The organism is Kitasatospora sp. NPDC048662 (genome assembly GCF_055587065.1).
In genome coordinates this window covers 62656-85827 of record NZ_JBVJHA010000020.1, presented here as the reverse complement: position 1 = coordinate 85827, position 23172 = coordinate 62656, and the positions used below count along the sequence as shown (strand labels likewise).

The 23172-nt window shown below is 74.3% G+C and carries 13 protein-coding genes and 5 pseudogenes; 10 read left to right on the top strand and 8 right to left on the bottom strand.

Going from position 1 to position 23172, the window contains the following annotated elements; translation table 11 throughout:
• Positions 1 to 193: pseudogene (locus tag ACZ6R9_RS32640) on the top strand (IS5/IS1182 family transposase); the annotation flags it as partial.
• 48 nt (positions 194 to 241) lie between these two features.
• Positions 242 to 870: pseudogene (locus ACZ6R9_RS32635) on the top strand (IS5 family transposase); the annotation flags it as partial.
• 1 nt (position 871) lies between these two features.
• On the opposite strand, the pseudogene ACZ6R9_RS32630 reads toward ACZ6R9_RS32635, so the two are convergent.
• Positions 872 to 1096 (bottom strand): annotated as a pseudogene (locus tag ACZ6R9_RS32630) (transposase domain-containing protein); the annotation flags it as partial.
• On the opposite strand from ACZ6R9_RS32630, the gene ACZ6R9_RS32625 reads away from it, so the two are divergent.
• The gene (locus tag ACZ6R9_RS32625) at positions 1029 to 1427 is read left to right on the top strand and encodes a helix-turn-helix domain-containing protein (RefSeq protein ID WP_465542312.1); all 399 of its coding nucleotides are present in this window, start codon (positions 1029 to 1031) and stop codon (positions 1425 to 1427) included. The pseudogene ACZ6R9_RS32630 and the gene ACZ6R9_RS32625 overlap by 68 nt on opposite strands.
• 133 nt (positions 1428 to 1560) lie before the next feature.
• Here ACZ6R9_RS32625 and gvpO read toward each other — a convergent pair whose 3' ends face one another.
• Positions 1561 to 1764 carry a gas vesicle protein GvpO gene (gene gvpO, locus ACZ6R9_RS32620; RefSeq protein ID WP_465542310.1) on the bottom strand — a complete coding sequence of 68 codons (204 nt, stop codon included), beginning with the start codon at positions 1762 to 1764 and terminating at the stop codon, positions 1561 to 1563.
• 18 nt (positions 1765 to 1782) lie between these two features.
• On the opposite strand from gvpO, the pseudogene ACZ6R9_RS32615 reads away from it, so the two are divergent.
• Together ACZ6R9_RS32615 and ACZ6R9_RS32610 are read left to right on the top strand one after the other, a co-directional pair.
• Positions 1783 to 2223, top strand: a pseudogene (locus ACZ6R9_RS32615) (SRPBCC family protein); the annotation flags it as partial.
• A gap of 154 nt (positions 2224 to 2377) precedes the next feature.
• On the top strand, positions 2378 to 2551 hold the full coding sequence (locus tag ACZ6R9_RS32610; RefSeq protein WP_380478943.1) for a CsbD family protein: 174 nt from the start codon (positions 2378 to 2380) through the stop codon (positions 2549 to 2551).
• Here the strand turns inward: ACZ6R9_RS32610 and ACZ6R9_RS32605 are convergent.
• Positions 2541 to 3182 carry a recombinase family protein gene (locus tag ACZ6R9_RS32605; RefSeq protein ID WP_465542308.1) on the bottom strand — a complete coding sequence of 214 codons (642 nt, stop codon included), beginning with the start codon at positions 3180 to 3182 and terminating at the stop codon, positions 2541 to 2543. The two genes, ACZ6R9_RS32610 and ACZ6R9_RS32605, sit on opposite strands and share 11 nt — an antisense overlap.
• 166 nt (positions 3183 to 3348) lie before the next feature.
• Here ACZ6R9_RS32605 and ACZ6R9_RS32600 point away from each other — a divergent pair.
• A pseudogene (locus ACZ6R9_RS32600) lies at positions 3349 to 3489 on the top strand (exodeoxyribonuclease III); the annotation flags it as partial.
• Between the two features lie 53 nt (positions 3490 to 3542).
• Here the strand turns inward: ACZ6R9_RS32600 and ACZ6R9_RS32595 are convergent.
• Positions 3543 to 4028 carry an RNA polymerase sigma factor gene (locus ACZ6R9_RS32595; RefSeq protein ID WP_465542306.1) on the bottom strand — a complete coding sequence of 162 codons (486 nt, stop codon included), beginning with the start codon at positions 4026 to 4028 and terminating at the stop codon, positions 3543 to 3545.
• A 110-nt stretch (positions 4029 to 4138) separates the two neighbouring features.
• Complete coding sequence (locus ACZ6R9_RS32590) at positions 4139 to 5389, bottom strand: phthiocerol/phthiodiolone dimycocerosyl transferase family protein (RefSeq protein ID WP_465542301.1); 1251 nt, start codon at positions 5387 to 5389, stop codon at positions 4139 to 4141.
• A 586-nt stretch (positions 5390 to 5975) separates the two neighbouring features.
• Between ACZ6R9_RS32590 and ACZ6R9_RS32585 the strand changes: the two genes are divergently transcribed.
• Genes ACZ6R9_RS32585 through ccrA form a run of 4 tightly spaced genes read left to right on the top strand, consistent with a single transcriptional unit; the run spans position 5976 to position 20035 of the window.
• On the top strand, positions 5976 to 14771 hold the full coding sequence (locus ACZ6R9_RS32585) for an amino acid adenylation domain-containing protein (RefSeq protein ID WP_465542299.1): 8796 nt from the start codon (positions 5976 to 5978) through the stop codon (positions 14769 to 14771).
• Positions 14764 to 18555 carry a type I polyketide synthase gene (locus ACZ6R9_RS32580; RefSeq protein WP_465542297.1) on the top strand — a complete coding sequence of 1264 codons (3792 nt, stop codon included), beginning with the start codon at positions 14764 to 14766 and terminating at the stop codon, positions 18553 to 18555. The genes ACZ6R9_RS32585 and ACZ6R9_RS32580 overlap by 8 nt, the downstream gene beginning before the upstream one ends.
• 14 nt (positions 18556 to 18569) lie before the next feature.
• A complete protein-coding gene (locus ACZ6R9_RS32575; RefSeq protein WP_380478951.1) occupies positions 18570 to 18785 on the top strand; it encodes an MbtH family NRPS accessory protein in 216 nt (71 codons plus the stop codon).
• Positions 18782 to 20035 (top strand): crotonyl-CoA carboxylase/reductase, encoded by a 1254-nt coding sequence (ccrA, locus tag ACZ6R9_RS32570; RefSeq protein WP_465542294.1) that lies wholly within the window; start codon positions 18782 to 18784, stop codon positions 20033 to 20035. Before ACZ6R9_RS32575 ends, ccrA begins: the two co-directional genes overlap by 4 nt.
• Before the next feature lie 566 nt (positions 20036 to 20601).
• Here ccrA and ACZ6R9_RS32565 read toward each other — a convergent pair.
• Genes ACZ6R9_RS32565 through ACZ6R9_RS32555 form a run of 3 tightly spaced genes read right to left on the bottom strand, consistent with a single transcriptional unit; the run spans position 20602 to position 23125 of the window.
• The gene (locus tag ACZ6R9_RS32565; protein WP_465542292.1) at positions 20602 to 21405 is read right to left on the bottom strand and encodes a 4'-phosphopantetheinyl transferase superfamily protein; all 804 of its coding nucleotides are present in this window, start codon (positions 21403 to 21405) and stop codon (positions 20602 to 20604) included.
• On the bottom strand, positions 21402 to 22877 hold the full coding sequence (locus ACZ6R9_RS32560; RefSeq protein WP_465542290.1) for a class I adenylate-forming enzyme family protein: 1476 nt from the start codon (positions 22875 to 22877) through the stop codon (positions 21402 to 21404). Before ACZ6R9_RS32560 ends, ACZ6R9_RS32565 begins: the two co-directional genes overlap by 4 nt.
• Positions 22877 to 23125, bottom strand: a complete 249-nt coding sequence (locus ACZ6R9_RS32555; protein WP_380478959.1) for an acyl carrier protein — start codon at positions 23123 to 23125, stop codon at positions 22877 to 22879. The genes ACZ6R9_RS32560 and ACZ6R9_RS32555 overlap by 1 nt, the downstream gene beginning before the upstream one ends.
• Between the last annotated feature and the right edge of the window lie 47 nt (positions 23126 to 23172).

Genomic DNA, 23172 nt, shown 5'->3' with positions numbered 1-23172 from the left:
GTGGGTCGTCGAGCGCACGAACTCCTGGATGAACAACTTTGGCAAGCTCCGGCGCTGCACCGAACGCCGGAGAACGGCCGTCGAGTTCTTCCTCGCCCTGGCCGCCACCATCATCACGGTCCGCTGCCTGATCCGACACGCCTGGACCCTCTACCGCTGGAACACCCGCCCTCGAAGCCCACGCATCCGATGACCTACTGGCGGACGCCCTAAGAAGTCATCTCATTTGGATAGCTGGACTCTGGGCGTACTGATCGTGGAGCGTCTGGTGCCGGACGAGTTGTGGGAGCTGTTCCAGTTGGTGGTGCCGGCGGCGCCGACCCGGCCGCAGGGCGGTGGTCGGCGCCGTTACGGGGACCGTGAGGTGCTGGCGGCGATCGTCTTCGTGGCGACCTCCGGATGCACGTGGGCTCAACTGCCGCCCTGCTTCGGTCCGTCCGGGCCGACTGCCCCTCGGCGGTTCACCGAGTGGAGCGGGGCCAGGGTGTGGGCCAAGCTGCACCGGGTCGTCCTGAACGAACTCGGCGCGAGGGGCGAACTGGACTGGTCCCGCTGCGCGGTCGACTCCGTGAACATGCGGGCCCTGAAAAGGGGGACCTGACAGGTCCGAATCCTGTCGATCGCGGCAAGTACGGGTCGAAGATCCACCTGCTCACGGAACGTACCGGTTTACCCCTGTCGCTCGCGATCTCCGGCGCCAACGTCCATGACAGCCAGGCCCTGATCCCACTGACCGATGCCATCCCGCCCATCCGATCGCGCCGCGGCCCCAGGCGACGCAGGCCCGGCAAGCTCCACGGCGACAAAGCCTACGATCACCGATTCATCCGCGCCTACCTGCGGCGACGCCAGATCCCAGCGCGCATCGCCGCCCCTCGTGCTCCAGACCCTGAACCAGGAGCCGGGCCACCTCCTCGTAGCCCTGCCCGAAGAACAGACACATCGCCAGCACGAAGTAGACCACCACCCGCGCAGGCAGCAGCCGGTGCCGCTGCCCGGTCCGGCCGCACTCGGCGACCACCTCATCGATCAACTCCGGCGGGAACGCGCGCGTCAGCACCCCCAACGCGATCCGGTCCGAGAACCGGTCACCCACCGAGACGCTGCTTCGCTGGTCGAGGCGGGCGAAGTCCTCGCAGGCTCTGGCCCAGCGGTGCCGGATCGTGCTCGGCTGTGCGGACGGAAAGACGAACCAGCAGGTCGCCGCCGAGTTCGGCATCTGGCCGCAGACGGTCGGCAAGTGGCGGCGACGTTTCCTGGAGCGTCGGTTGGAGGGGCTCGCGGACGAGCAACGCCCCGGCGCTCCACGGAAGATCAGCGACGAGCGGATCGAGGAACTCGTCGTCGCCACCCTGGAACGCACCCCGAAGGACGCCACCCACTGGTCGCGGGCGTCGATGGCCGCCGAGACCGGATCAGTTCGATGATGTCGTAGAGGTTTCCGGTGTTGCCGGTCCTGGACACGCTGCTCGCGCCTAGCGGCACCACACTCACGGTGCCTCCCTTCGCCGGCCCTTCGCCGCGGCCGGAGCCGATGTCAAGCCATCCAGCGCCGGGTTCTCACGTCGGCCGGTCGATCTGTCCACGGGTGCAGCGGCGGTGCCGCTCGTACGCGATGAGCTCGCCTTCCTCGTCGAACGTCACCCGGTAGCTGGCCATCACACTGGTCGTTTCCGGGATGCGTTCCAGTTCGACCACCTCCACGTCGGCCTGCCACCCGTCCTCGGTGGGCTGTCGGGGGTCCTCGTCCTTGCCTGCGGCCAGCCATGTTCCTCTCCGGACTCGGAGGGCGCCAAGGGCAGCACCCGCGGGGTCGTGAGCTTCCACGAGCTCACACCGACACTGACCCGCGTCGTCCTGGTTGTCGAGTACTACCCCCTCGGGGTTCTTCGAGAAGGCCGGGAACATCTGGCGCGCACAGGGACGCCGGCTGCGGCTTGACTTCAAGAACTTTCAGCGGCAGGTCTCCCTCAGCAACGACGAGGCGGCGGGATGGCACGGTGAGATCCGCGACGGCGAGGTCGTCCGCAGTCATGAGGAAGCCATGGAAGACGAGGAAGCGGACCTGGACGACCAGCCCGAGGAGGAGTACGACGGAGAGGAAGGGGAAGATGAGTACGAAGAGGAAACCCTGAGGACGATGAAGAGGAGAGGGGTTACGCGGGTCGGGACCTCGAATTCGAGGAGGAGCCCTTCGAGGAGGGCGAACGAGACGAACCGTGAGCCGCCGTTTCTCGCCCCCGCGTTCGTGGTCGGGAGGACCCGCAGATAAGGATCGCGTTCGGGGACGAGAGCTTTTCCGATCCATTCCGGCCCGTTGCCACATCGTGCATGGGGACACGAAAGCGGCTTGCAGAATGGGTAGTGGAGGAATCTCATGAGCGCCAAGAAGAAGATCAAGCACGCCGCTAAAACGGCTGAAGGAAAGGTCAAGGAAGGAACCGGCAAGGCCGTCGGAAACGAGAGCCTCGTGGCCAAGGGAAAGGCCGAGCAGGTCAAGGGAGATACGGCGCAGGCAGGCCAGAAGATCAAGGACGCTTTCAAGCACTAACCGGATTCACCGAAGCTTGCCGGCCGCCGCTGAGTGCACCCTGTGCCACCTGGTCATCGGCTGGTACACCGACCCGGGTGGCGGGGGTGTCGAAGCGGGCGGTCTCCAGGGCCGTGGCGATCATCCACTGGCTCTGCCCCTGCAGGAGCAGCTTGCCCATGTAACGGACCGCCTCGGACGTGACCGGGTCCGGCTCCAGCGTCCGCCCGCCGCCGGGCCGATCCACGATCCGGTACCCGTACGGCGGCTGCCCGCCCGCCCAACGGTCCGTCTTCCGCAGATGCCGGTGCGCACCGGCGACGCGGGCCTTGATCCGCTTCAGCTCCATCTCCGCGAAGATCGAGGCCAGCATCAGGAAAACCTTGGCCAGCTCGTTCCCGAACGACGACTCCCTCCCCTTGCGGTAGTCCAGGGTGATCCCGTCGTCGGTGAAGACGAGGACCTTGTGGTTCTCCTCCGCCCAGTGCGCCACGTCCGCGCAGTCCTTCGCCGACCGGAACGCCCGGTCCACCTTCGCCCACACCAACGCGTCCCACTCGCCCTGCCGATCGGTCAGCCACGGCCCCAAGTCCGGGCGCTTCCACGGCGTGACCTCCGCCGACAGGTCCAGATCCTCGAACGACCCGACGATCTCCCGTCCTGCCCGTGCGTGTCCGAGACACGCGAACCAACCACCGCCCGAACCGGCGCCAAAGTCGTCGTACTGCCCACGGGTAGCCCCCTCCCGCCCAGGCCAGCAGACGCATCCGAACCACCCACACTCGAACGGGTGGACCCTTTCAGAAAACGCGTCGTTCCGCTGGAGGATCGACTACCAGACGGCCTCCCCGGGCCTGGCCGCCCGCTGCACCGACGCCTTCGTCGAGCGTGCCGCCACCCATGAGGAGCGCTGGTCCGACCACGCGCCGGTGACCGCGCACTACGACCACGGGTTCTGATCCGGCGCACTACGACCACGGGTTCCGATCCGGCGGCCCGACAGGCGGGCGGGTCAGCAGACCGGCGTGGCGTTCCAGTGCTGGCGGAAGCGGCAGCGGGCCCGGTGCAGGCGGGAGCGGACGGTGCCGACCGGGAGCTGCAGGGTGCGCGCGATCTCCTCCTCGCTCAGGCCCAACACCCTGAGCGAGAGCACCTGTTGATGCTGATGGGAGAGGCGCTCCAGGATGTCGTCGATGTGCACCACGTCCAGTGGGTCGGCGGTCTGGGTGACCTCGGGGAGCGCGTCCGTGGCGGAGGTCGCCGAGAGCCGGGCGGCGCGGACGGCCTCCCGGACGGCGATGGCGCGCACCCAGCCGTAGAACGCCCCGGCGTCCCGCAGGCCGTGCACACCTCGGTAGACCGCGAGCAGGGCCTCCTGGGTGGCGTCCGGGCCGTACCGCCTGGCGATCGGCGTGCACACCCGGGAGACGTAGGGCGCGATGTGGGCCAGCAGGTCGTTGAGCGCCCGGCGGTCGCCGGCCTGCGCCCGTACGAGCAGCCGCGCCGCGGTCGCGGCCGGGCTCGCGTCGAGGGCCGGGCTCGCGTCAAGGGCCGGGCTCGCGTCGAGGGCCGGGCTGGTGTCCAGGGCCGGGCTCGCGTCGAGGGCCGTCAGCACGCGGCGCTCCCTGTCGGTCCGCCGAGCGCGGCGAGGTCCAGGAGCGCGGACTGCACCTCGTCCCGGAGGGCTGTCATGAAGGGGCCGCCGAAGCACTCGGTCCAGTACGGGAATTCCATCGCGAGGCGCCCGTCGAAGGTGGTCACGCAGGCCATCAGCGGGCTGCGTCCGGCCTGCGGGAAGTACTGCTCCCGCGCCGGCACCAACCGCACGTCGAGCAGTTCCAGCCCCTCGGGCATCGGTGGGGCCGCGACGGCTCCCATGTTGGTGACGATCACCGTGCCGGCCATCAGCGGCGGGAACTCCGGCACCCGGGGCATGATGCGTACCTCGAGCAGCGGCTCGCCGGCCTCCAGGGATCGGCGCAGTCCGCCGGTCACCGTGCGGGCGAGCTCCACCGGATCGCTGTCGGGGGCGACGTCGAGCGCCTGGACGTGGGAGGTGACGGCGGCGATCATCAGCTCGCGTGGCACCGGGGGCGTCACCCGGGAGCGCAGGTCCACGGGCGACAGGCAGCCGAGCGTCCGCGGGCCCTCGCCGGGCAGCCGCCGCCGGGCGGCGGCCAGCAGGGCGCCGGCCACCAGCCCCTGCACCGAGACGCCGAACGCGGCTGCCGCGTGGCGCAGTTGGGCGGTCTGTTCGGTACTCAGCCGCAGTCGGGCGACCTCGATCCGGCCGTCCTCGGCCCCACCCACGGCGTCATAGGACACCAGTTCGACCGGGTGGGTCCGGACAGCGGCGACGCGGCGCTCGAAGTACTGGGCGACATCCTCCTCGGGGCAGGGCGGCAGCAGCTCGGTCAGCGGCGCGGGCCAGTCGGTGCACCAGGGCTCCGGGGCCGTGCCGGGTGCGGCGAGCAGCTGTCCGTAGCGCTCCCAGAGTGCGTGGTGCAGGGCGATGGCACTGTGGCCGTCGACGATGGCGTGGTCGATGGCCAGCACCACGGTGTCGGTGCCGGTGCCGCGCAGGAGGGTGGCGCGGACCAGCGGGCCGCCCACCGGCAGCGGGGCGTTGAGTTCGGCGGCGTAGCCGTCCTCGGCTCCCTCCCGCACCACCAGACGCGGCGGGGTGTCGAGCTCCTGGAGGACGAATCCGGCGTCCTCCCGCGCGATGCGGCAGCGCAGCGGTGGGTGCTTGGCGGTCAGGTCCGCGAAGGCCGCGGTGAGCACCTGCGGGTCGACCCCGCCCGACACCGCGCAGGAAATGACGGCCCGACTCCGCTGGCCGACGTAAAGCGTTTCCACGGGGCAAAGCAAGCGCTGCATGATGAGCCTTTCGAGCTGTGGTACGGCGCACTGTTCGGCGCTGCGGACGGCCACCTGGTCAGGCCCGGCCGAATCCGGATTTCCGCAGCGCAATTCGCATCCCCCGCAGCTGCTGCGGCGGACCCGCCGAATGGGTCCGCGCGCCCAGCTTTTCACCTGGGCACGTTTGCGCCAAGCTCGCCACTCAGACATGGCCGAATCGCGATTTCCGGCAGGTTCTCGGCCAAATCCGCACCGCCAGGGGAACCGGCGGATCCCGTTCCGAGCTGGCCGAACGCACCAGTTGTCCGCTTTTGTCCCGGCCGAACCCACCAAAGTTGACCTTGACCCAACAAGTACGGCTCCTGATAATGAGCCCGGAGTGATCACCGTCGCCAATGCAATCACCGGTGCGACGCCTCTCCGTTCCGGGCTCCGTCGAGCCCGAATTTACCTGCTCTTTCCCTGAGCTTTCATCCGAGATTTCCTCGGGTGCGCCGACACCATTTCTCGCACACCCCGACCCGCGCTCCCGCACGGGCCGGTCCCTCCTGCGGTATTCCGCTCCGCGCTGAAGGTTGGTGCCATGTCAGTCCATGAGGAAGAACTCCGGCCGGTGTCGGGCGCCCAGGAAGGAATCTGGTTCGCCCAGCGGCTCGATCCCGCCAATGGCGCCTACAACACCGGCGAGTACGTCGAGATACACGGCCGGATCGACCCGGCGCTCTTCGAGACCGCCCTGCGGCGCACGGTGGCGGAGGCCCAGACCTTCGCGCTGCGCTTCTGCGACACCCCGGACGGACCGTGCTGCGCGCTGCCCGCCGAGCCGGCCCACTGGCCGCTGCACCGGATCGACCTGAGCGCGGAGCCCGACCCCCGGGGCGCGGCCGAGGCCTGGATACGCGCCGACCTGGCCACCGCCGTGGACCTGGAGAGCGGCCCGCTGTTCACCCACGCGCTGTTCACACTCGGCCCCGACCACTACGCGTGGTCCCTGCGCGCCCACCACATCCTGCTGGACGGCTACAGCTACAAGCTGGTGGCCCGCCGACTGGCCGAGACGTACAGCGCGCTGGCCGCGGGCAGCGAGGTCCCGCCGGATCCGTTCGGCCCGATCGGCCCGCTGCTGGAGGCCGACGCCGCGTACCGTTCCTCGGAGCGCTTCGCCCGGCACCGCGCGTACTGGACCGAGCGCCTGGCCGGCGCGCCCGCGCCGGTGCGACTGAGCGCGCGCACCGCGCCGCCGGTCTATCCGTTCCGCCGCCGGGCCACCGTGCTGCCCGACGCCGCGGGCCTGGCGGCGGCCGCCGGCCGCCTCGGCGCCTCCCGCACCGACCTGCTGGTGGCCGCCGTGGCCGCCTACCTGCACCGGGTGACCGGCGCGGAGGACCTGGTGCTCGGGCTGGCCACGATGAGCCGTCCGGGTTCGGCCGCGCTGCGCACGCCCGGCACCACCTCCGACATCCTGCCGCTCCGGGTCGCGGTGAGCCCGGGCACCACCGTGGGCGAGCTGGTGCGCCAGGTCGCCGCCGAGCTGGCCGCCCTGCGGCGCCACCAGGAGTACCGAGGCGAGTACCTGCGCCGTGACCTGGGCCTGCTCGACGGAGGGCGAGCGCTGTACGGGCCGGTGGTCAACCTGATCCCGTTCAGCGAGGACCTGCGCTTCGCCGGGCACCCGGCCACCTCGCACCACCTCACCGGCGGCGCCGTCGAGGACCTGCAGATCAACGTCCGGCCCGCCGAGGACGGTCCCGGGCTGTGGCTGGCCTTCGACGCGAACCCCGCGGCGTACACCGACCGGGAACTGACCGCACACCAGCAGCGCTTCGTGCACCTGCTCGACCAACTGGCCACCGCCGAGCCCGGCCTGCCGCTCGGCCGCACCTCGCTGCTGCTGCCGCACGAGCACGAGCAGCTGCCCGAGCTCACCCCGGCACCGCCGCTGCCCGCCGGCCTCACCGAGGCGGCCCGTGGCACCCTCGCGGCCCGGTTCGAGGAGCAGGCGGCCCGCACCCCGCAGGCGCCGGCCGTCACCGACGAGCACGGCACCCTGACCTACGCCCGGCTCAACGACCGGGCCAACCGGCTCGCCCGCCTGCTGGCGTCGCGCGGCGCCGGCCCCGGCCGTCTGGTGGCACTGGCCCTGCCGCGCACCGCCGAGCTGGTCACCGCCGTCCTCGCCGTGCTCAAGACCGGCGCCGGATACCTGCCGCTGGATCCGGCCCAGCCCGCCGAGCGACTGCGCCTGGTGACCGAGGACGCCGCGCCGCTGCTCACCGTCACCGACACCGGAAGCGCCGGGAAGCTGCCCACGGACGGCCCGATGCCCGTGGTGCTCGGCTCGCCGCAGGACGAGCGGGACATCGCCGCGCTCTCCCCCGCCGACCTCACGGACGCCGACCGGACCGCGCCGCTCACCCCGGACACCGTCGCGTACGTCATCCACACCTCGGGCTCGACCGGCCGGCCCAAGGGCGTGCCGATCCCGCACAGCAACGTGCTGCGGCTGTTCGCCGCCGCCGCCGAGCACTTCACGTTCGGCCCCGAGGACGTGTGGACGCTCTTCCACTCCTACGCCTTCGACTTCTCCGTCTGGGAGCTGTGGGGCGCGCTGCTGCACGGCGGCCGCCTGGTGGTCGTCCCGTACGAGGTCTCCCGTGCGCCGGGGGACTTCCTGGAGCTGCTGCGGCGCGAGCGCGTCACCGTGCTCAACCAGACCCCCTCGGCCTTCCACCAGCTGGTGCGGGCCGACCAGGAGGCGCCCGCCGGTGCCGCGCCGCTGGCCCTGCGCTACGTCGTCTTCGGCGGCGAGGCGCTGGAGGCCGCGCACCTGCGCCCCTGGCTGGACCGGCACGGGGACCGGCACCCGGAACTCGTCAACATGTACGGCATCACCGAGACCACCGTGCACGTCACCCACCACCGGGTGACCCGGGAGTCGATCGAGGAGACCCGTTCGCGGGGCACCATCGGCGTTCCCCTCGCCGACCTGCGGGTGTACGTGCTGGACCACTGCCTGCAGCCGGTGCCGCCCGGCACGGTGGGCGAGATGTACGTCGCCGGGCCCGGCCTGGCGCTCGGCTACCTGGACCGGCCGGAACTGACCGCGCAGCGCTTCGTCGCCGACCCGTTCGGCGCGCCCGGCTCCCGGATGTACCGCACCGGCGACCTCGCCCGGCGCGCCGAGGACGGCACCCTGGAGTACCGGGGCCGGGCCGACCAGCAGGTCAAGATCCGGGGCTTCCGGATCGAGCCCGGCGAGATCGAGGCCGCCCTGGTCACTCACCCCGCGGTGGCCCAGGCCGCCGTGGTGGCCCGCGAACTGGGCGGCGACCGGGCGCTGGTGGCGTACGCGGTGCCGGCGCCCGGCGAGCGGCCCGACCCGGCCGAGCTGCGGGCCCACCTTTCCGCCCTGCTGCCCGACCACCTGGTCCCGGCCGCCTGCGTGCTGCTGGAGGCGCTGCCGCTGACCGGCAACGGCAAGCTGGACGCGGCCGCGCTGCCCGCTCCGGACTTCGCCGCCGCCGCCGGCGGCCGGGCCCCGGACACCGCCGAACAGGCCCTGGTCTGCCGGCTGTTCGAGGAGGTGCTGGGCCTGCCCGGGGGCAGCGTCGGCCGCGACGACAGCTTCTTCGCCTTGGGCGGCCACTCGCTGAGCGCCACCCGGCTGCTCTCCCGGCTGCGCCTGGAGACCGGTCAACAGGTGGCGGTGGCGGCGATGTTCGACGCCCCGACGCCCGCCGGGGTGGCCGGGCGGCTGACGCCCGACGCCCCCAAGTCGCCCACCCGGCCGCCGCTCGCGCCCGCCGCGCGCCCCGAGCCGCTGCCGCTCTCCCACGGGCAGGAGAGCATGTGGTTCCTCCACCGGATCGACGCTTCCGGCGCGACCTACAACATCCCCCTGGTGGTACCGCTGGCCGCCGAGCCGGAGGTCGAGGCGCTGCGTGCGGCGCTGGCCGACCTGGCCGACCGGCACGAGAGCCTGCGCACCCTGCTGGTGGAGACGGAGGGCCGGCCCCGGCAGCTGGTGCTGCCCGCCGGGGAGCGCGCCCCCCAGCTGACCGAGGTCGACTGCCCGGCCGAGGAGGTCGCCGCGCAGCTCGCCGCCACGCTGCGCCACCGCTTCGACCTGGCGGGCGAACTGCCGCTGCGCGCCTGGCTGCTGGGCACCGGCCAGGACCGCGTTCTGGTCCTGAATCTGCACCACAGCGCCGGTGACGGATGGTCGCTGCGCCCGCTGGCCGACGACCTGTCCACGGCCTACGCGGCCCGGGTCGCGGGCCGGGGCCCCGAGTGGCGCCCGCTGCCGGTGCAGTACGCCGACTGGGCGCTGTGGCAGCGTCGCCTGCTCGCCCCGCCGCCGGACGGGACGGACCTGCTGGAGCAGCAACTGGCGTTCTGGCGCCGGACGCTGGCCGACCTGCCGGAGGACGCGGGGCTGCCCGCGGACCGGCCCCGGGGCGAGCGGCCCGGCGACCGTGGCGCGGCCCGCACGCTGACCGTGGACGCCGATCTGCACCGGGCGCTGCTGCGGCTCGCCGAGGACGGCGAGGCCAGCCTGTTCATGGTGCTGCAGGCCGCGCTGGGCGCGCTCCTCGCCCGCTGGGGCGCCGGCCCGGTGATCGCGATCGGCACGCCCGTCGCCGGCCGCACCGACCCGGCGCTGGACGACCTGGTCGGCCTGCTGACCAACACCCTGGTGCTGCCCACCGACACCTCCGGCGACCCGGACTTCCGCACCCTGCTGGCCCGGGTACGGGCCCTCGACCTGGCCGCCTACGACCACCAAGACCTCCCGTTCCCGCTGCTGGTGGAGGCCCTCAACCCGCCCCGGCACCCGGCCCGGCACCCGCTGTTCCAGGTGATGCTGGCGCTGCAGAACGCGGGCGAGGCCGTGCTGCGGCTGGGCCCGACCACCGCGCCGCTGCGGCCCACCGCGACCGGCACCGCCAAGTTCGACCTGTTCCTCGACGTGGTGGAGCGCTTGGACGAGCAGGGCGCCCCGGCCGGCCTGGACTGCCATCTGGAATACGCCACCGGGCTGTTCGACGAGGCCACGGCCCAGTCCCTGACGCAGGCACTGCACGGGCTGCTGGCCTCGGTCGCCGCCGACCCGGCACAGCGACTGGGTGCGCTGCCCGCCCCCAGGCCGCCGCACGGCGAGGCCGATCCGGCCGGGCCCGGCACCGACCCGGCGGCGCTGGAGCGCTCCGCACTGGCCGCGGGCGGGCTGCACGCGGCGGCCGCCGTCGCCGAAGGGGACGGTCCGCCACGGCTGTTCGCGGTGCCCGCCCGCCTGGGGGCCGCCGAGCAGGCCGCGCGGGCGCTCGGCACCGACGCCCGGGTGACCGCCGTCGGCACCCTGCCGTACGACGCCGACGGCGCGCTGGACACCGCCGCGCTGCTGAGCCTTCCGCCGCTCGACCGGGTGAGCGCCGAGCAGTGGCAGCGCGCGCTGGCCGCGCTGCCCGGCGTCCGCGCGGCCACCGTCGAACTGGAGGACGCGCCCGAGGAGTTGGGCACCCGGCGACCGGCCGCCGCCCGGCGGCGCCCGGTGGCGCAGCAGTCGGCCGGGGCAGCAGCCGGCACGGAGGCACCGCTCGCGGTGAGCACCGGCCCCGAACTGCCGGAGCCCTCGGTGGGCAGCTGGGCCGAGGCGCTGCGCCGCGCCGCCGCGGCCGGGGAGCACGCGGAGGTGGTGCACGTCCGCGCGGACGGCTCGGAGACCCGGCGCAGCTACGCCTCGCTGGTCCCGGAGGCGTCCCGGGTGCTGGGCGGGCTGCGGGCCCTCGGGCTGCGCCCCGGCGACCGGGTGATCCTGCAGTGCGAGGACACCGAGGACTACCTGGCCGCGCTGTGGGGCTGCATCCTGGGCGGCATCACGGCCGTCCCGCTGACCGTGCCCGCCTCCTACGAGGCCGCGTCGGCGGCACTGACCAAGCTGGAGGGCATCTGGCGGATGCTGGGCATGCCGCCGGTGGTCACCACCACGGCCGGCGAGCCGGGGCTGCGCGGCCTGGCGGAGCGGCGCGGCTGGCCGGAGCTGCGGCTGGCCACGGTGGACGCGCTGCGCCAGGGCCCGGAGGACCTGGACTGGTACCGGGCGCGGCCGGACGACCTGCTGCTGATGCTGATGACCTCGGGCAGCACCGGCCTGCCGAAGGCGGTGCGGCTGACCCACCGCAACGTGCTCACCCGCTCGGCGGCCGCCGCGCTCACCAACGACCTGTCGGCCGCCGACGTCTCGCTCAACTGGATTCCGCTGGACCACGTGACCGGCGTGGTGATGTTCCACCTGCGCGACGTCTACCTGACCTGTCGTCAGGTCCACGCGCCGACCGGCTGGCTGCTCCAGGATCCGCTGCGCTGGCTCGACCTGGCCGACCGCCACCGGGTGAGCGTCACCTGGGCGCCCAACTTCGCCTTCGGCCTGGTGGCCGAGCACGCCGAGCGGATGGCGGGCCGCCGCTGGGACCTGTCGCCGATGCGGCTGGTGATGAACGCGGGCGAGGTCGTGGTGGCCGCCACCGCCCGCAGCTTCCTGCACGTGCTGCGCCCGTTCGGCCTGCCGCAGGACGTCATGCACCCGGGCTGGGGCATGTCGGAGACCTGTTCGGTGGTCACCGACGTCAGCCTGCCGGGCGAGCCGACCGGGGCGGACGAGTCCTTCGTCAGCTGCGGCCTGCCGTACCCGGGCTTCGCGATGCGGATCGTGGACGGCGAGGACCGGGTGCTGCGCGAGGGCGAGGTCGGCCGGTTCCAGGTCCGGGGCACCTCGGTGACCTCGGGCTACCACGACAACGCGGTGGCCAACGCCGAGTCGTTCACCCCGGACGGCTGGTTCGAGACCGGCGACCTGGCGTTCCTGCGCGCCGGTGAGCTGTACATCACCGGCCGTGCCAAGGACGTCATCATCGTCAACGGCGTCAACCACTACAGCCACGAGGTCGAGGCCTGCGTCGAGGAACTGTCCACCGTGGTGCGCAGCTTCACCGCCGCGGTGGCCGTGCGCCCCGATCCGTCGGCGGGCACCGACGAGCTGGCGCTGTTCGTGCACCTGGCCGACGGGGTGGACGCCGCTGCGGCGCTGCGCGAGATCCGCGGCAAGGTGACCCGGGAGATCGGGGTGAGCCCGGCCCATCTGCTGCCGGTCCCGGCGGCCGCGATCCCCAAGACCGAGATCGGCAAGATCCAGCGCACCCAGCTGCGCAAGCGCTTCGAGGCCGGGGAGTTCGACGAGGTGCTGCGGCGGGCGGAGGAGCTGCTGGGCACCGCCGCCACCGTCCCGGACTGGTTCCTGCGGCCGGTGTGGCAGCCCGCCCGGCCGCACCGCGCGCCGGGCGGCACCCCGGGGCACACCCTGGTGCTGGCCGGTCGCGGCGAGCGGGCCGCCGCCGTGGCGGAGCGGGTGGCCGCCGGGCTGCGGGCGGCGGGCGGCCGCTGCACCGTGGCGACGGCGGGCCCCGGTTTCGAGCGCGCCGACGCGGCCCGCTACCGGGTGCGGCCGGACCACGAGGGCGACCTGGCCCGGCTGCTGGACCGGCTCGCGCAGGACGGCCGCGCGGTGGACGCCGTGCTGCACCTGGGCGCGCTGGACGGCGCCGACCGCGAGCCCGACAGCGTCGCGGAACTGGTCGAGGCGCAGCGCGACGGCGCACAGTCGCTGCTCGCGCTGGCCCGGGCGCTGGCCGCCGGGGCGCCGCACGGCACCGCCCGGCTGCCGCTGCTGTTCGTCACCGCCGGTTCCCGGCCGGTGCTGCCGGCCGAGCGGGGCGGTTACCTGCACGCGGCCGCCGGCGGGCTGGTGCGCACGCTGCGCGAGGAGCTGCCCTGGCTCGGCGCCGTCCATCTCGACCTGGCGGCGGACGTCGAGGCCGAGGAGGCTGCCGGGGCGCTGCTGACCGAGCTGGCGCTGCCGCCCGAGGAGCCGGAGGTCGCCCGCCGGTCGGGGGTCCGCCACCTGCGCCGGCTGGCACCGCTGCCCGAACAGCCGCCGACCGCCGAGCAGGGCGCCGAGCAGGCCGCCGAGCCGGGCGCCGACGGGCCCGGATTCGTCCTGGTCAGTGGCGGCCTGGGCGGGGTGGGCCGGGAGCTGGCCGCCCACCTGCTGCGCACGGCCGGCACCCGGCTGCTGCTGCTCGGCCGCACCGCCCTGCCCGACGGGCCCGACGGCCCGGCCGCCGACCGGGCCGAGGTGTACCGGCGGTTGCGCTCGCTGGGCGAGGTCCGCTACGAGGCGGTCGATGTGACCGACCCGGTGCAGGTGCGGGCCGCGGTGGACCGGGCCCGCGACGCCTGGTCGGTGCCGCTGACCGGCGTGCTGCACCTGGCCGGTGACCGGGACGAGGCGCCGATCGCCGAGCTGGATCCCGAGCGCTGGCGGTCCGCGCTGGCGGCCAAGGTCGAGGGCGGCTGGGTGCTGCACCGGCTGGCCGCGGAACTGGGCGCCTCCTTCACCGCCTTCTCCTCGGTCAACGGCTTCTTCGGCGGCTCGCTCAACGCGGCCTACGCGGCGGGCTGCGCGTTCCTGGACGCGCTCGCCGAGCGCCACGGGCGCGCGGGACGCCCGGTGCGCAGTCAGGCGTGGAGCGTCTGGCAGGGACGCGGGATGAGCGAGGGCTACCGTTTGGCGGCGCTGACCGAGGCCCGCGGCTACCGCGCCCTCGATCCGGTGGCGGCGCTGCGCTCGTACGACCTGGCGGCCTCGGTGGCGGAGCCGCACCTGCTGATCGGCGCGGACCGCACGGCGCCCTGGGTGCGCGCGCACCTGGCCGGCCCGGCCCGGCCGGTGCAGCGGCTGGCCGGCCGGGTGGTGCTGGCCGACGGCGCCGACCTGGGGGCGGTGTGCGCGGGCGCCGGCGAGGCGGCCCGGGCGCTGGCCGTCGAGGGGCACTGGGTGCTGCGGGCCGCGGGGTCCGCCGAGCCCGGCGCGGCCGGGGCCGCGGACGGCGGCGCGGCGGACGCCGAGGCCCGGCTGGAGGAGACCATCGCCGGGCTCTGGGCCGGGGTGCTGGGCCGGGAGCGGATCGGCCGGGAGGAGAACTTCTTCGACCTGGGCGGCAGTTCGCTGCTGCTGGTGGCCGCGCAGGCCAGGGTGAACGAGGCGCTGGGCACCGACCTGACGGTGGTGGACCTGTTCGGCCACCCGACGGTGCGCGGCCTGGCCCGGCACCTCGCCGCGAGCGGCGTGCGCACCGCCGACGCCGCCCCGCCGGAGACCGCCGCCGGCACGCCGGATTCCGCCGTCGGCCGGCCCGCCGGGCCGACGGCCCCGAGCGCCCCCTCGGCCCTGGAGCGGGCCCGTCAGCAGGCGCAGCGGCGGCGCGGCGCGCAGGCCGCCCGCCGTACCACCGCACAGCAGAAGGGCGACAAGCATGACTGACCAGCACCTGGCCACCGACAACCCGGCCGAGGGGGACGACCCGCCGCTGATCGCGGTGATCGGCATGGCCGCCCGGTTCCCGGGCGCGGCCGACGTCGCCGAGTTCTGGGCCAACCTGGCCGCCGGCCGGGATGCCATGCGGCAGGTCGGCGAGGAGGAGTTCCTGGCGGCGGGCGGCGACCCGGCGGACCTCGACGATCCCGACCTGGTCCGCACGGTCTCCGTCCTGGAGGGCATCGACCGGTTCGACGCCGCGTTCTTCGGCTACAGCCCGACCGAGGCCGCCGTGGTGGACCCGCAGCAGCGCCTGCTGCTGGAGACCGCCTACCACGCCGTGGAGGACGCGGGGTACGCCGGCGGCTTCGGTGACCGGCAGGTCGGGGTGTACGCGGGGGCGGGCGACAGCCGCTACTACCCGGCGCACCTCCACCCGCAGTACGCCGGCCGGCCCGGCTCGGTCGCCCTGGTGCACGCGGCCACCAGCAACTCGCTGGGCACCCTGGCCACCCGGGTCTCCTACGAGCTGGGGCTGACCGGGCCGAGCCTGTCCCTGCAGACCGCCTGCTCCACGGCCCTGGTGGCCGTCCACCAGGCCTGCCAGGACCTGATCGACTACCGCTGCGACACCGCCCTCGCCGGGGCGGTGTCGGTCAACCCCTCGGCGCTGCTGGGCTACCGCTGGGTGCCCGGCGGTCCGTTCTCGCCGGACGGGTACTGCCGGGCCTTCGCCGCGGACGCGGCCGGTACGTCCTCCGGGGACGGGGTGGGCGTGGTGGTGCTCAAGCGCCTGGAGGACGCGCTCGCCGACGGCGACCGGATCCGGGCGGTGGTGCGCGGCTCGGCGGTGAACAACGACGGCCGCCGCAAGGTCGGTTTCACCGCGCCGAGCCCGGCCGGTCAGACCGAGGCGGTGCTGGCCGCGCAGCTGGCGGCCGGAGTCACCGCGGACACCATCGGCCTGGTCGAGGCGCACGGCACCGCGACCGCGATGGGCGACCCGATCGAGGTCGCGGCGCTCACCGAGGCGTTCCGGCACACCACCGACGAGCGCGGCTACTGCGCGCTGGGCTCGGTGAAGACCAACATCGGGCACCTGGGTGCGGCGGCGGGCATCGCCGGTTTCGTCAAGGCCGTGCTCGCCCTGGAGCACCGGCAGGTCCCGCCCAGCCTGCACTTCGAGCGGCCCAACCCGCTGATCGACTTCGCCGCCACCCCGTTCCGGGTCCCGACGGCGCTGGAGGACTGGCCGTCCGGCCGGTATCCGCGCCGCGCCGCTGTGAGCGCCTTCGGCGTGGGCGGCACCAACGCGCACGTCGTGCTGGAGGAGGCGCCGCCCGTCCCGGCGGACTCCCGGGCACCGGAGCGGGAGCGCTGGCGGGTGCTGCCGCTGTCGGCCCGCACCCCGGGGGCGCTGCGCGGCCAGGCCGACGCGCTGGCCCGGCGGCTGGCGGAGGACCCCGGGCTGCGGCTGGCCGATGTCGCCCACACGCTGGCCGCGCACCGGCCGGCCATGCGGCTGCGCTCGGCGGTCGCCGTGCGCAGTGCCCGGGAGGCGGTGGCCGCGCTGCGCGCGCCGCTGCCCGAGCCGGTGGAGGTGGCGGACGGCGCGCCACGGCCGGTGGCGTTCCTGTTCCCCGGCGGCGGCACCCAGTACGTGGGCATGGGCGCCGAGCTGTACCGGGCCGGCGGGGTGTACCGGGACGCGGTGGACGAGTGCGCCCGCATCCTGCGGCCGGGGCTCGGCGGGGACCTGCGCACCGCGCTGTTCGAGCGGGTGGACCCGGCGGGCGCCGAGGCGTTCCTGGCGCTGGTGGTCACCCAGTACGCGCTGGCCGCGGAGCTCGCCGGGCACGGGGTGCGCCCGGCCGCGATGATCGGGCACTCGCTCGGCGAGTACACGGCCGCCTGCCTGGCCGGGGTGTTCACCCTGGAGGAGATGCTGCCGCTGGTCCAGGAGCGAATCCGGCTGATCTCCGCCTGCGGCGGTGCCACGGTCGGGGTGGCGCTGGGCGAGCGGCAGCTGCGGCCGCTGCTGACCGAGGGGGTCTCGTTGGCCGCCGTCAACGGCCCGGCCGCCTGCACGGTCGCCGGCCCGGCGGCCGCGGTGGCGGAGCTGGAGGGGCGCCTGGCGCACGCGGGGGTGACCTTCCGCCGGCTGCGGATGCCGGCTGCGGCGCACTCCGCCGTGCTGGAGCCGGTGCTCGGCGAGCTGGCCGGGCACCTGCGCTCGGCCTGGCTGCGCCCACCGCGCGTCCCGTACGTCACCAACGTCACCGGCGACTGGGCCACCGACGCGCAGGCCGGCTCGGTGGAGCACTGGGTAGCCCACACCCGGCAGACCGTGCGGTTCGCCGACGGCATCCGGACGCTGTGGGAGCGCGGCAACCCGGTGCTGGTCGAGATCGGCCCCGGTGACACCCTGCTGAAGCTGGCCCGAGCCACGCTCGGCGAGCAGGCCGCACCGGTGGGGGTGACCACGATGCGGCACGCCAAGGCGCAGAGCCCGGACGGCCAGGTGCTGGCGGCCGCGCTCGGGCGGCTGTGGGCCGCCGGGGTGGCCGCGCTGCCCGATCCGGACCCGGACGGGCAGGTGCGTACCGTCCCGCTGCCCGGCTACGCGTTCGACCGCCGGCGGTACTGGATCGACGCCCCCGGGGCCCGCCCGGCCGGGGCGGCGGACGGCCCTGCCCAGAGCTCCGCGACGCGCTCCCCGCGCCCCTACCTGACCACCGAGCAGGTGCCGCCGCGCACCCCGCTGGAACAGGCCGTCACCGAGGTCTGGGAGGCGGTGCTGGGGGTCGAGGGCATCGGCGTGGACGACAACTTCTTCGACCTGGGCGGCGACTCGATGCGCGGCGTGCTGCTGGTGGGCCGGCTCCGCGAGGCCAGGGTGCTGGACGTGCCGGCCGCCGCGCTGCTGTCGGCCCCGACCGTGGCCCGGCTGATCGCGGCCGCTGGGCGCGGCGGCGGCACCGAGTCCTTCGCACCGCTGCTGCCGCTGCGCGCCGAGGGCGAGCAGACCCCGCTGTTCTGCGTGCACCCGGGGGCGGGCGTGTCCTGGCGGTACTCCGGGCTGCTGCCCCACCTCGGTGCCGACCAGCCGGTCTTCGGCATCCAGGCCCTCGGGCTGGACGGGCAGCGGCCGCCGGCCGCCGACGCCGCGGCGATGACCGACGCGTACGTGGCGCTGCTGCGCGAGCGACAGCCGCACGGCCCGTACCGGCTGCTCGGCTGGTCCTACGGCGGCTTCGTGGCGCACGCCGTCGCCTGCGCCCTGCAACGGCAGGGCGAGCGGGTGGAGTTGCTGGCGATGCTGGACGCGCCGCAGCCGTACGGCCTGCCCTGGACGCAGGAGCAGATCGAGTCCCAGGTGGCGGCGCTGCTGCTGCGGGTGGCGGGCCTGGAGCCCGGCGACGGACCGCCGCCGACCGTGGCCGGGGTGCTGGCGCGGCTGTCCGGGGACGACGGCGGGACTTCGCCGGTGACCGGGGCGGAGGCCGAGCTGATCGCCGAGGTGATGCGCAACAACCTGAGGATCGCGCCCGGCTTCGCACCCGAGGTCTTCGACGGCGACGTGCTCTTCTTCACCGCGAGCGCGGACCTGCCCGCCGCGGACGACCCGTCGCTGACCTCCGGCAAGGCCGAGGCCTGGCGCCCGTACGTCACCGGCACCCTGCACGACCATCCGGTCGCCTGCAGCCACTACGGCATGACCGAACCCGAACCGATGGCCGAGATCGGCGCGGCGCTGGCCGCCGCGCTGAAGTCGCGAACGGCCCCGTGAGACAGGAGAGATCCGTGCGCAGTCCGTTCGAGGACCGCGGAGACGAGGCGTCGCACGTGCTACTGGTGAACGCCGCCGGAGAGCATTCGCTCTGGCCGGTCTTCGCCGAACCACCGGCCGGCTGGCGGCAGGCGCTGCCCGCCGCCACCCACCGCGCCTGCCTGGCCGCCGCCGAACACGCGGCCGCCGCCTCCCACCCCGGTACCACCACCCGAGGAGCCTCCCGGTGACCCGAGCGAGCCAGGTCCCCTTCGCCGAGAAGGACCTCTACGAACTGGGCGACGCCCCCGAGTTGGGGCACACGCCGCGTCGCATGTACGCCTCACTGATCCGCCAGGAGCGCTACGGCCGCCCCTTGGACGCCTTCCGCACCGAGGTGGTGGACGTGCCGCCGGTCGGCCGCAACCAGGTGCTGGTGAAGGTGATGGCGGCCGGCGTCAACTACAACAACGTCTGGGCGGCGCAGGGCTACCCGCTGGACGTGATCGCGGCACGGCAGAAGCAGGGCGCCACCGAGGACTTCCACATCGGCGGCTCCGACCTCTCCGGCGTGGTGTGGGCCACCGGCGAAGGGGTGCGGCAGTTCAGGCCCGGTGACGAAGTGGTGGTGCTCGCCAGCACCTGGGACGAGCACGCCGAGGACATTCGGCTCGGCGCCGACCCGGCGGTCTCCACCAGCCAGCGGGTGTGGGGCTACGAGGAGAACTACGGCTCCTTCGCACAGTTCGCGGTGGTGGACGAGTACCAGCTGCACCCCAAGCCCGCGCGGCTGTCCTGGGCCGAGGCCGCGTGCTACGTCGCGACGGCGGCCACGGCCTACCGCCAGCTGTTCGGCTGGCAGCCGCACACGGTCCGGCCCGGCGACCCGGTGCTGATCTGGGGCGGCGCGGGCGGCCTGGGCAGCATCGCGATCCAGCTGGTCCGGCACGCCGGGGGCATCCCGGTGGCGGTGGTCTCCAGCGCGGAACGCGGCGAGTTCTGCGTGCGCCTGGGCGCCCGCGGCTGGATCGACCGGCGCGACTTCGACCACTGGGGACGGCTGCCGGACGCCGCCGACCAGGAGGCGATGGCCCACTGGCTCAAGGGAGCCCGAGCCTTCGGCCGCCGGTTCTGGGAGGTACTGGGCGAACGGCGGGCGCCGCGGATCGTGCTGGAACACTCCGGCCAGGACACCATCCCGACCTCGATGTACATGTGCGACAACGCCGGCATGGTGGTCATCTGCGGCGGCACCACCGGCTACAACGGCGACGTGGACCTCCGGTTCCTGTGGATGCGTCAAAAGCGCCTGCAGGGCTCGCACGTGGCCAGCGCCCGGGAGGCGCGGGAGGTGTCCGAGCTGATCGCACAGGGGCTGATCGACCCGTGCCTGTCACGCACCTTCGACTTCGAGGAAGTCGGACTGGCCCACCAACTCATCCACGACAACCAGCACCCGCCGGGCAACATGGCCGTGCTGGTCAACGCCGGACGCCAGTAGCCAGCACCGCCCAACAGACCCCCCGTCCCCAGGTCCGACAGGCCCGGCCGCGCCCGACAGGCTCGCGGCCGGGCACCATGGCGTGGCTGGTCAATACCGGTCACCGACAGGCAGCACCGCCCAGCAGAACACCCGCGATGCCGACCCGCACCAGCACGGCGGACGGGCGGGTCCGCCGGGCCCGGCAGGCTCAGCCACAGCCAAGAGGCCGGGCGCCGGGCCGGCGGCGGGGCGATCCCGCCGGGCAACATGGCAGCGCTGGTCAACGCCGGACGCCAGTAGCCAGCAGCACCCAGCAGAACCCCCGCCGCCGGGTCCGGCAGGCCCGACCGCGTCCGACAGGCTCGCGGCCGGGCACCGTGGCGCGGCTGGTCAATACCGGTCACCGACAGGCAGCACCGCCCAGCAGAACACCCCGCCACCCGCACCACCACCGCACCCGGCAGAGCACACTGCGCCCGGGCCGTGTCCGCCGGGCTCGGCAGTTCCGGCCGTAGCCGGAAGGCTCGCGGCCGGGCACCGGCCGGCGGCGGGTCAGACCCCGCCAACCACCGTGGCGTGGCTGGTCAATACCGGTCGCCGACAGGTAGCACCGCCCAGCAGAACACCCCGCCACCCACTGCCCCCGCCCGCACCACCACCACGCCCGGCGGAGCACCTGGCGGAGCACCCTGCGCCCGGGCCGTGTCCGCCGGGCTCGGCAGTTTCGGCCGCAGCCGGAAGGCTCGCGGCCGGGCGCCGGCCGGCGGCGGGTCGGCGGTCAGGCGGGCCACGGTGAGCGCGCCGAAGGTCTCCGGCCACCCGCCGCACAGCAGTTTGAAGGCGGCCTCCTTCGCGGAGAACAGGGCCAGCAGCCGCTGCTCCGCGTCCGCCGCACTGGCCTCGCCGGCCCAGGCGCGTTCCGGCCCGGTCAGCACCAGGCGTGCGGCGGCGGCGGGCAGCGGGCGCAGCTCCAGGTCGCAGCCGACCGCGGCGTGCCGGCCGGTCGGGGCGGCGACGGCCACCGCGATCCCGGCCGAGTGGCTGATGGACAGCGCCCAGCCGGCCGGCGCCAGCGGGCGGCGTCCGGCGCGCCCGATCTCGCCGTCCGGTCCCCCGGCCGCGCGCAGTGCCCGCCGCGCGGCGCTCCGGCCGGCCAGGAACTCGCGGCGCCGGGTGGGCGGCATCCCGGCTGCGGCCCGGGCCTCGTCCGGACCGGCGGGTGTGAGGTCCGCAGGCCTGGTGCCGCCGTCCCCGCCGTCCCCGCCGTCCCCGCCGGCCTCGTCGGCCTCGGTGACGGCCCAGCCCAGGGACAGGCCGTGGGTGGCCAGGGCGGCGCGAAGCGGCGGCAGGTCGTCCAGGACCCGCCGCCGCGTGAGCTCCGCGGTCACCCCCGGAGGAGCTTCTTGACGATCTTTCCGGCCGGGTTGCGCGGCACCTGCTCGATGAACTCGATCCGCGCAGGGCGCTTGTACGGCGCCAGCCGCCCGGCCAGGTGGCGTTGCAGCTCGGCGTGGCCGGTGCCGGGTTCGGCCACCACGTAGGCCAGCGGGACCTCGCCGTAGTCGGCGTCGGGCATGCCGACCACGGCCGCGTCCTGCACCGCCGGGTGCTGCAGCAGGGCCCGCTCGATCTCGGACGGGTAGACGTTCTGCCCGGCCCGCAGGATGAGGTCCTTGGTGCGGTCGACCAGGTGGATGCGGCCGGCCCGGTCGATCCGGCCGAGGTCGCCGGTGCGGGTCCAGCCGTCCGCCGTGGTGATCTCGGCGGTGGCGTCCGGGTTGTGCAGGTAGCCGTGCATGACGCCCGGCCCGCGGACCACGATCTCGCCGATCGCCTCCGGCGCCACCTGCTGCCCGTCCGTGCCGATCGCGCGCACGGACATGCCGGGGACGACCCGGCCGGCGGGGATGATGTCCCCCACCGCGTCCGGGGCCGGGTGTTCCTCCGGGCCGAGGGTGACGAACGGGCCGCCGACCTCGGTCATGCCGTAGACCTGCCGGAACCCGCAGCCCAGCCGCTCGGCTGCCGCCGTGTACACCTCGGGGGGCATCGGCGCGGCGCCGTACATCACCTCGCGGAGGGTGCCGAGCTCGGTGCGTTCCAGGGCCTTGGCCTGCAGCATGAAGCGCAGCATCTGCGGGACCAGCCAGATGTGCGTGGCCCGGTGGGTCTCGATCGCGGCCAGCGCGCGCTGCGGGGTGAAGCCGGGCATCAGCACGGCGGTGGCCCCGGCGGCCAGGTAGGTCAGCGTGACCACCATGCTGCCGTGGTAGAGCGGGCAGCAGTTGACCAGCACCAGGTCGTCGGCCGGCTTGCTGGCGGCCAGCCAGCCGAGCGCGATGGCCCGGAACGACTGCTGGTCCACCACGACGCCCTTGGCCCGCCCGGTGGTGGCCGAGGTGTGCAGGATCGCGGCGGGGTCGGTGTCCGCGACCTGCGGCAACTCGAACTGCTCGGCGTCCGAGCCGAGTTCCGCGAAGGCCGGCTCGTCCAGGGCGATCCGCCTCGGCACCGCGAGCTCCGCGAAGCGTTCCAGCAGCGCCGTCTCGCCGATCAGGGCGGCCGGCTCGACCCGCTCCGTGATCTCGGCGACCTCGGGCACCGTGAGGCTGTGGTTGAGCGGCACGAAAAGCGCACCGAGCCGGGCCAGCGCGAAGTAGGTCTCCAGTACCTCGATGCGGTCCAGCGAGAGCACCACGACCCGGTCGCCGGGGGCGATGCCGAGGGCCGCCAGTCCTTTCGCGAGGCGGACGGTGCGCTCGTGGAACTCGGCCCAGGTGATCGAGCGGCGCTCGTCCACCAGCGCCACCCGGTCGGGGAAGCACTGCCGGTTGCGGTCCGTCAGCTGGCTGAGCCACATCACGCGCCGCCGGACTGCAGGGCGGCGCTCCGCTCCTCGACGAAGCGCTCGTAGTCGCCGATCGTGGCGAGCTTCTCCATGTCCTCGGCGGTGACCTCCACGCCGGTGCGCTGCTCGATGAGCAGGACCAGGCGCACCAGGTCCCCGCTGTCGATGCCGCTGGCGGCGAGGTCGGCGTCATCGCCGATCGCGTCGGTGTACTCCGAGGTGCCGGTCAGTTCCACCAGCATCGACCTGATCAGGCTCATGGTGTTCCTTTCGCTGTGCGCTCGTTCGCTTCCTGGGCGTGTGCACT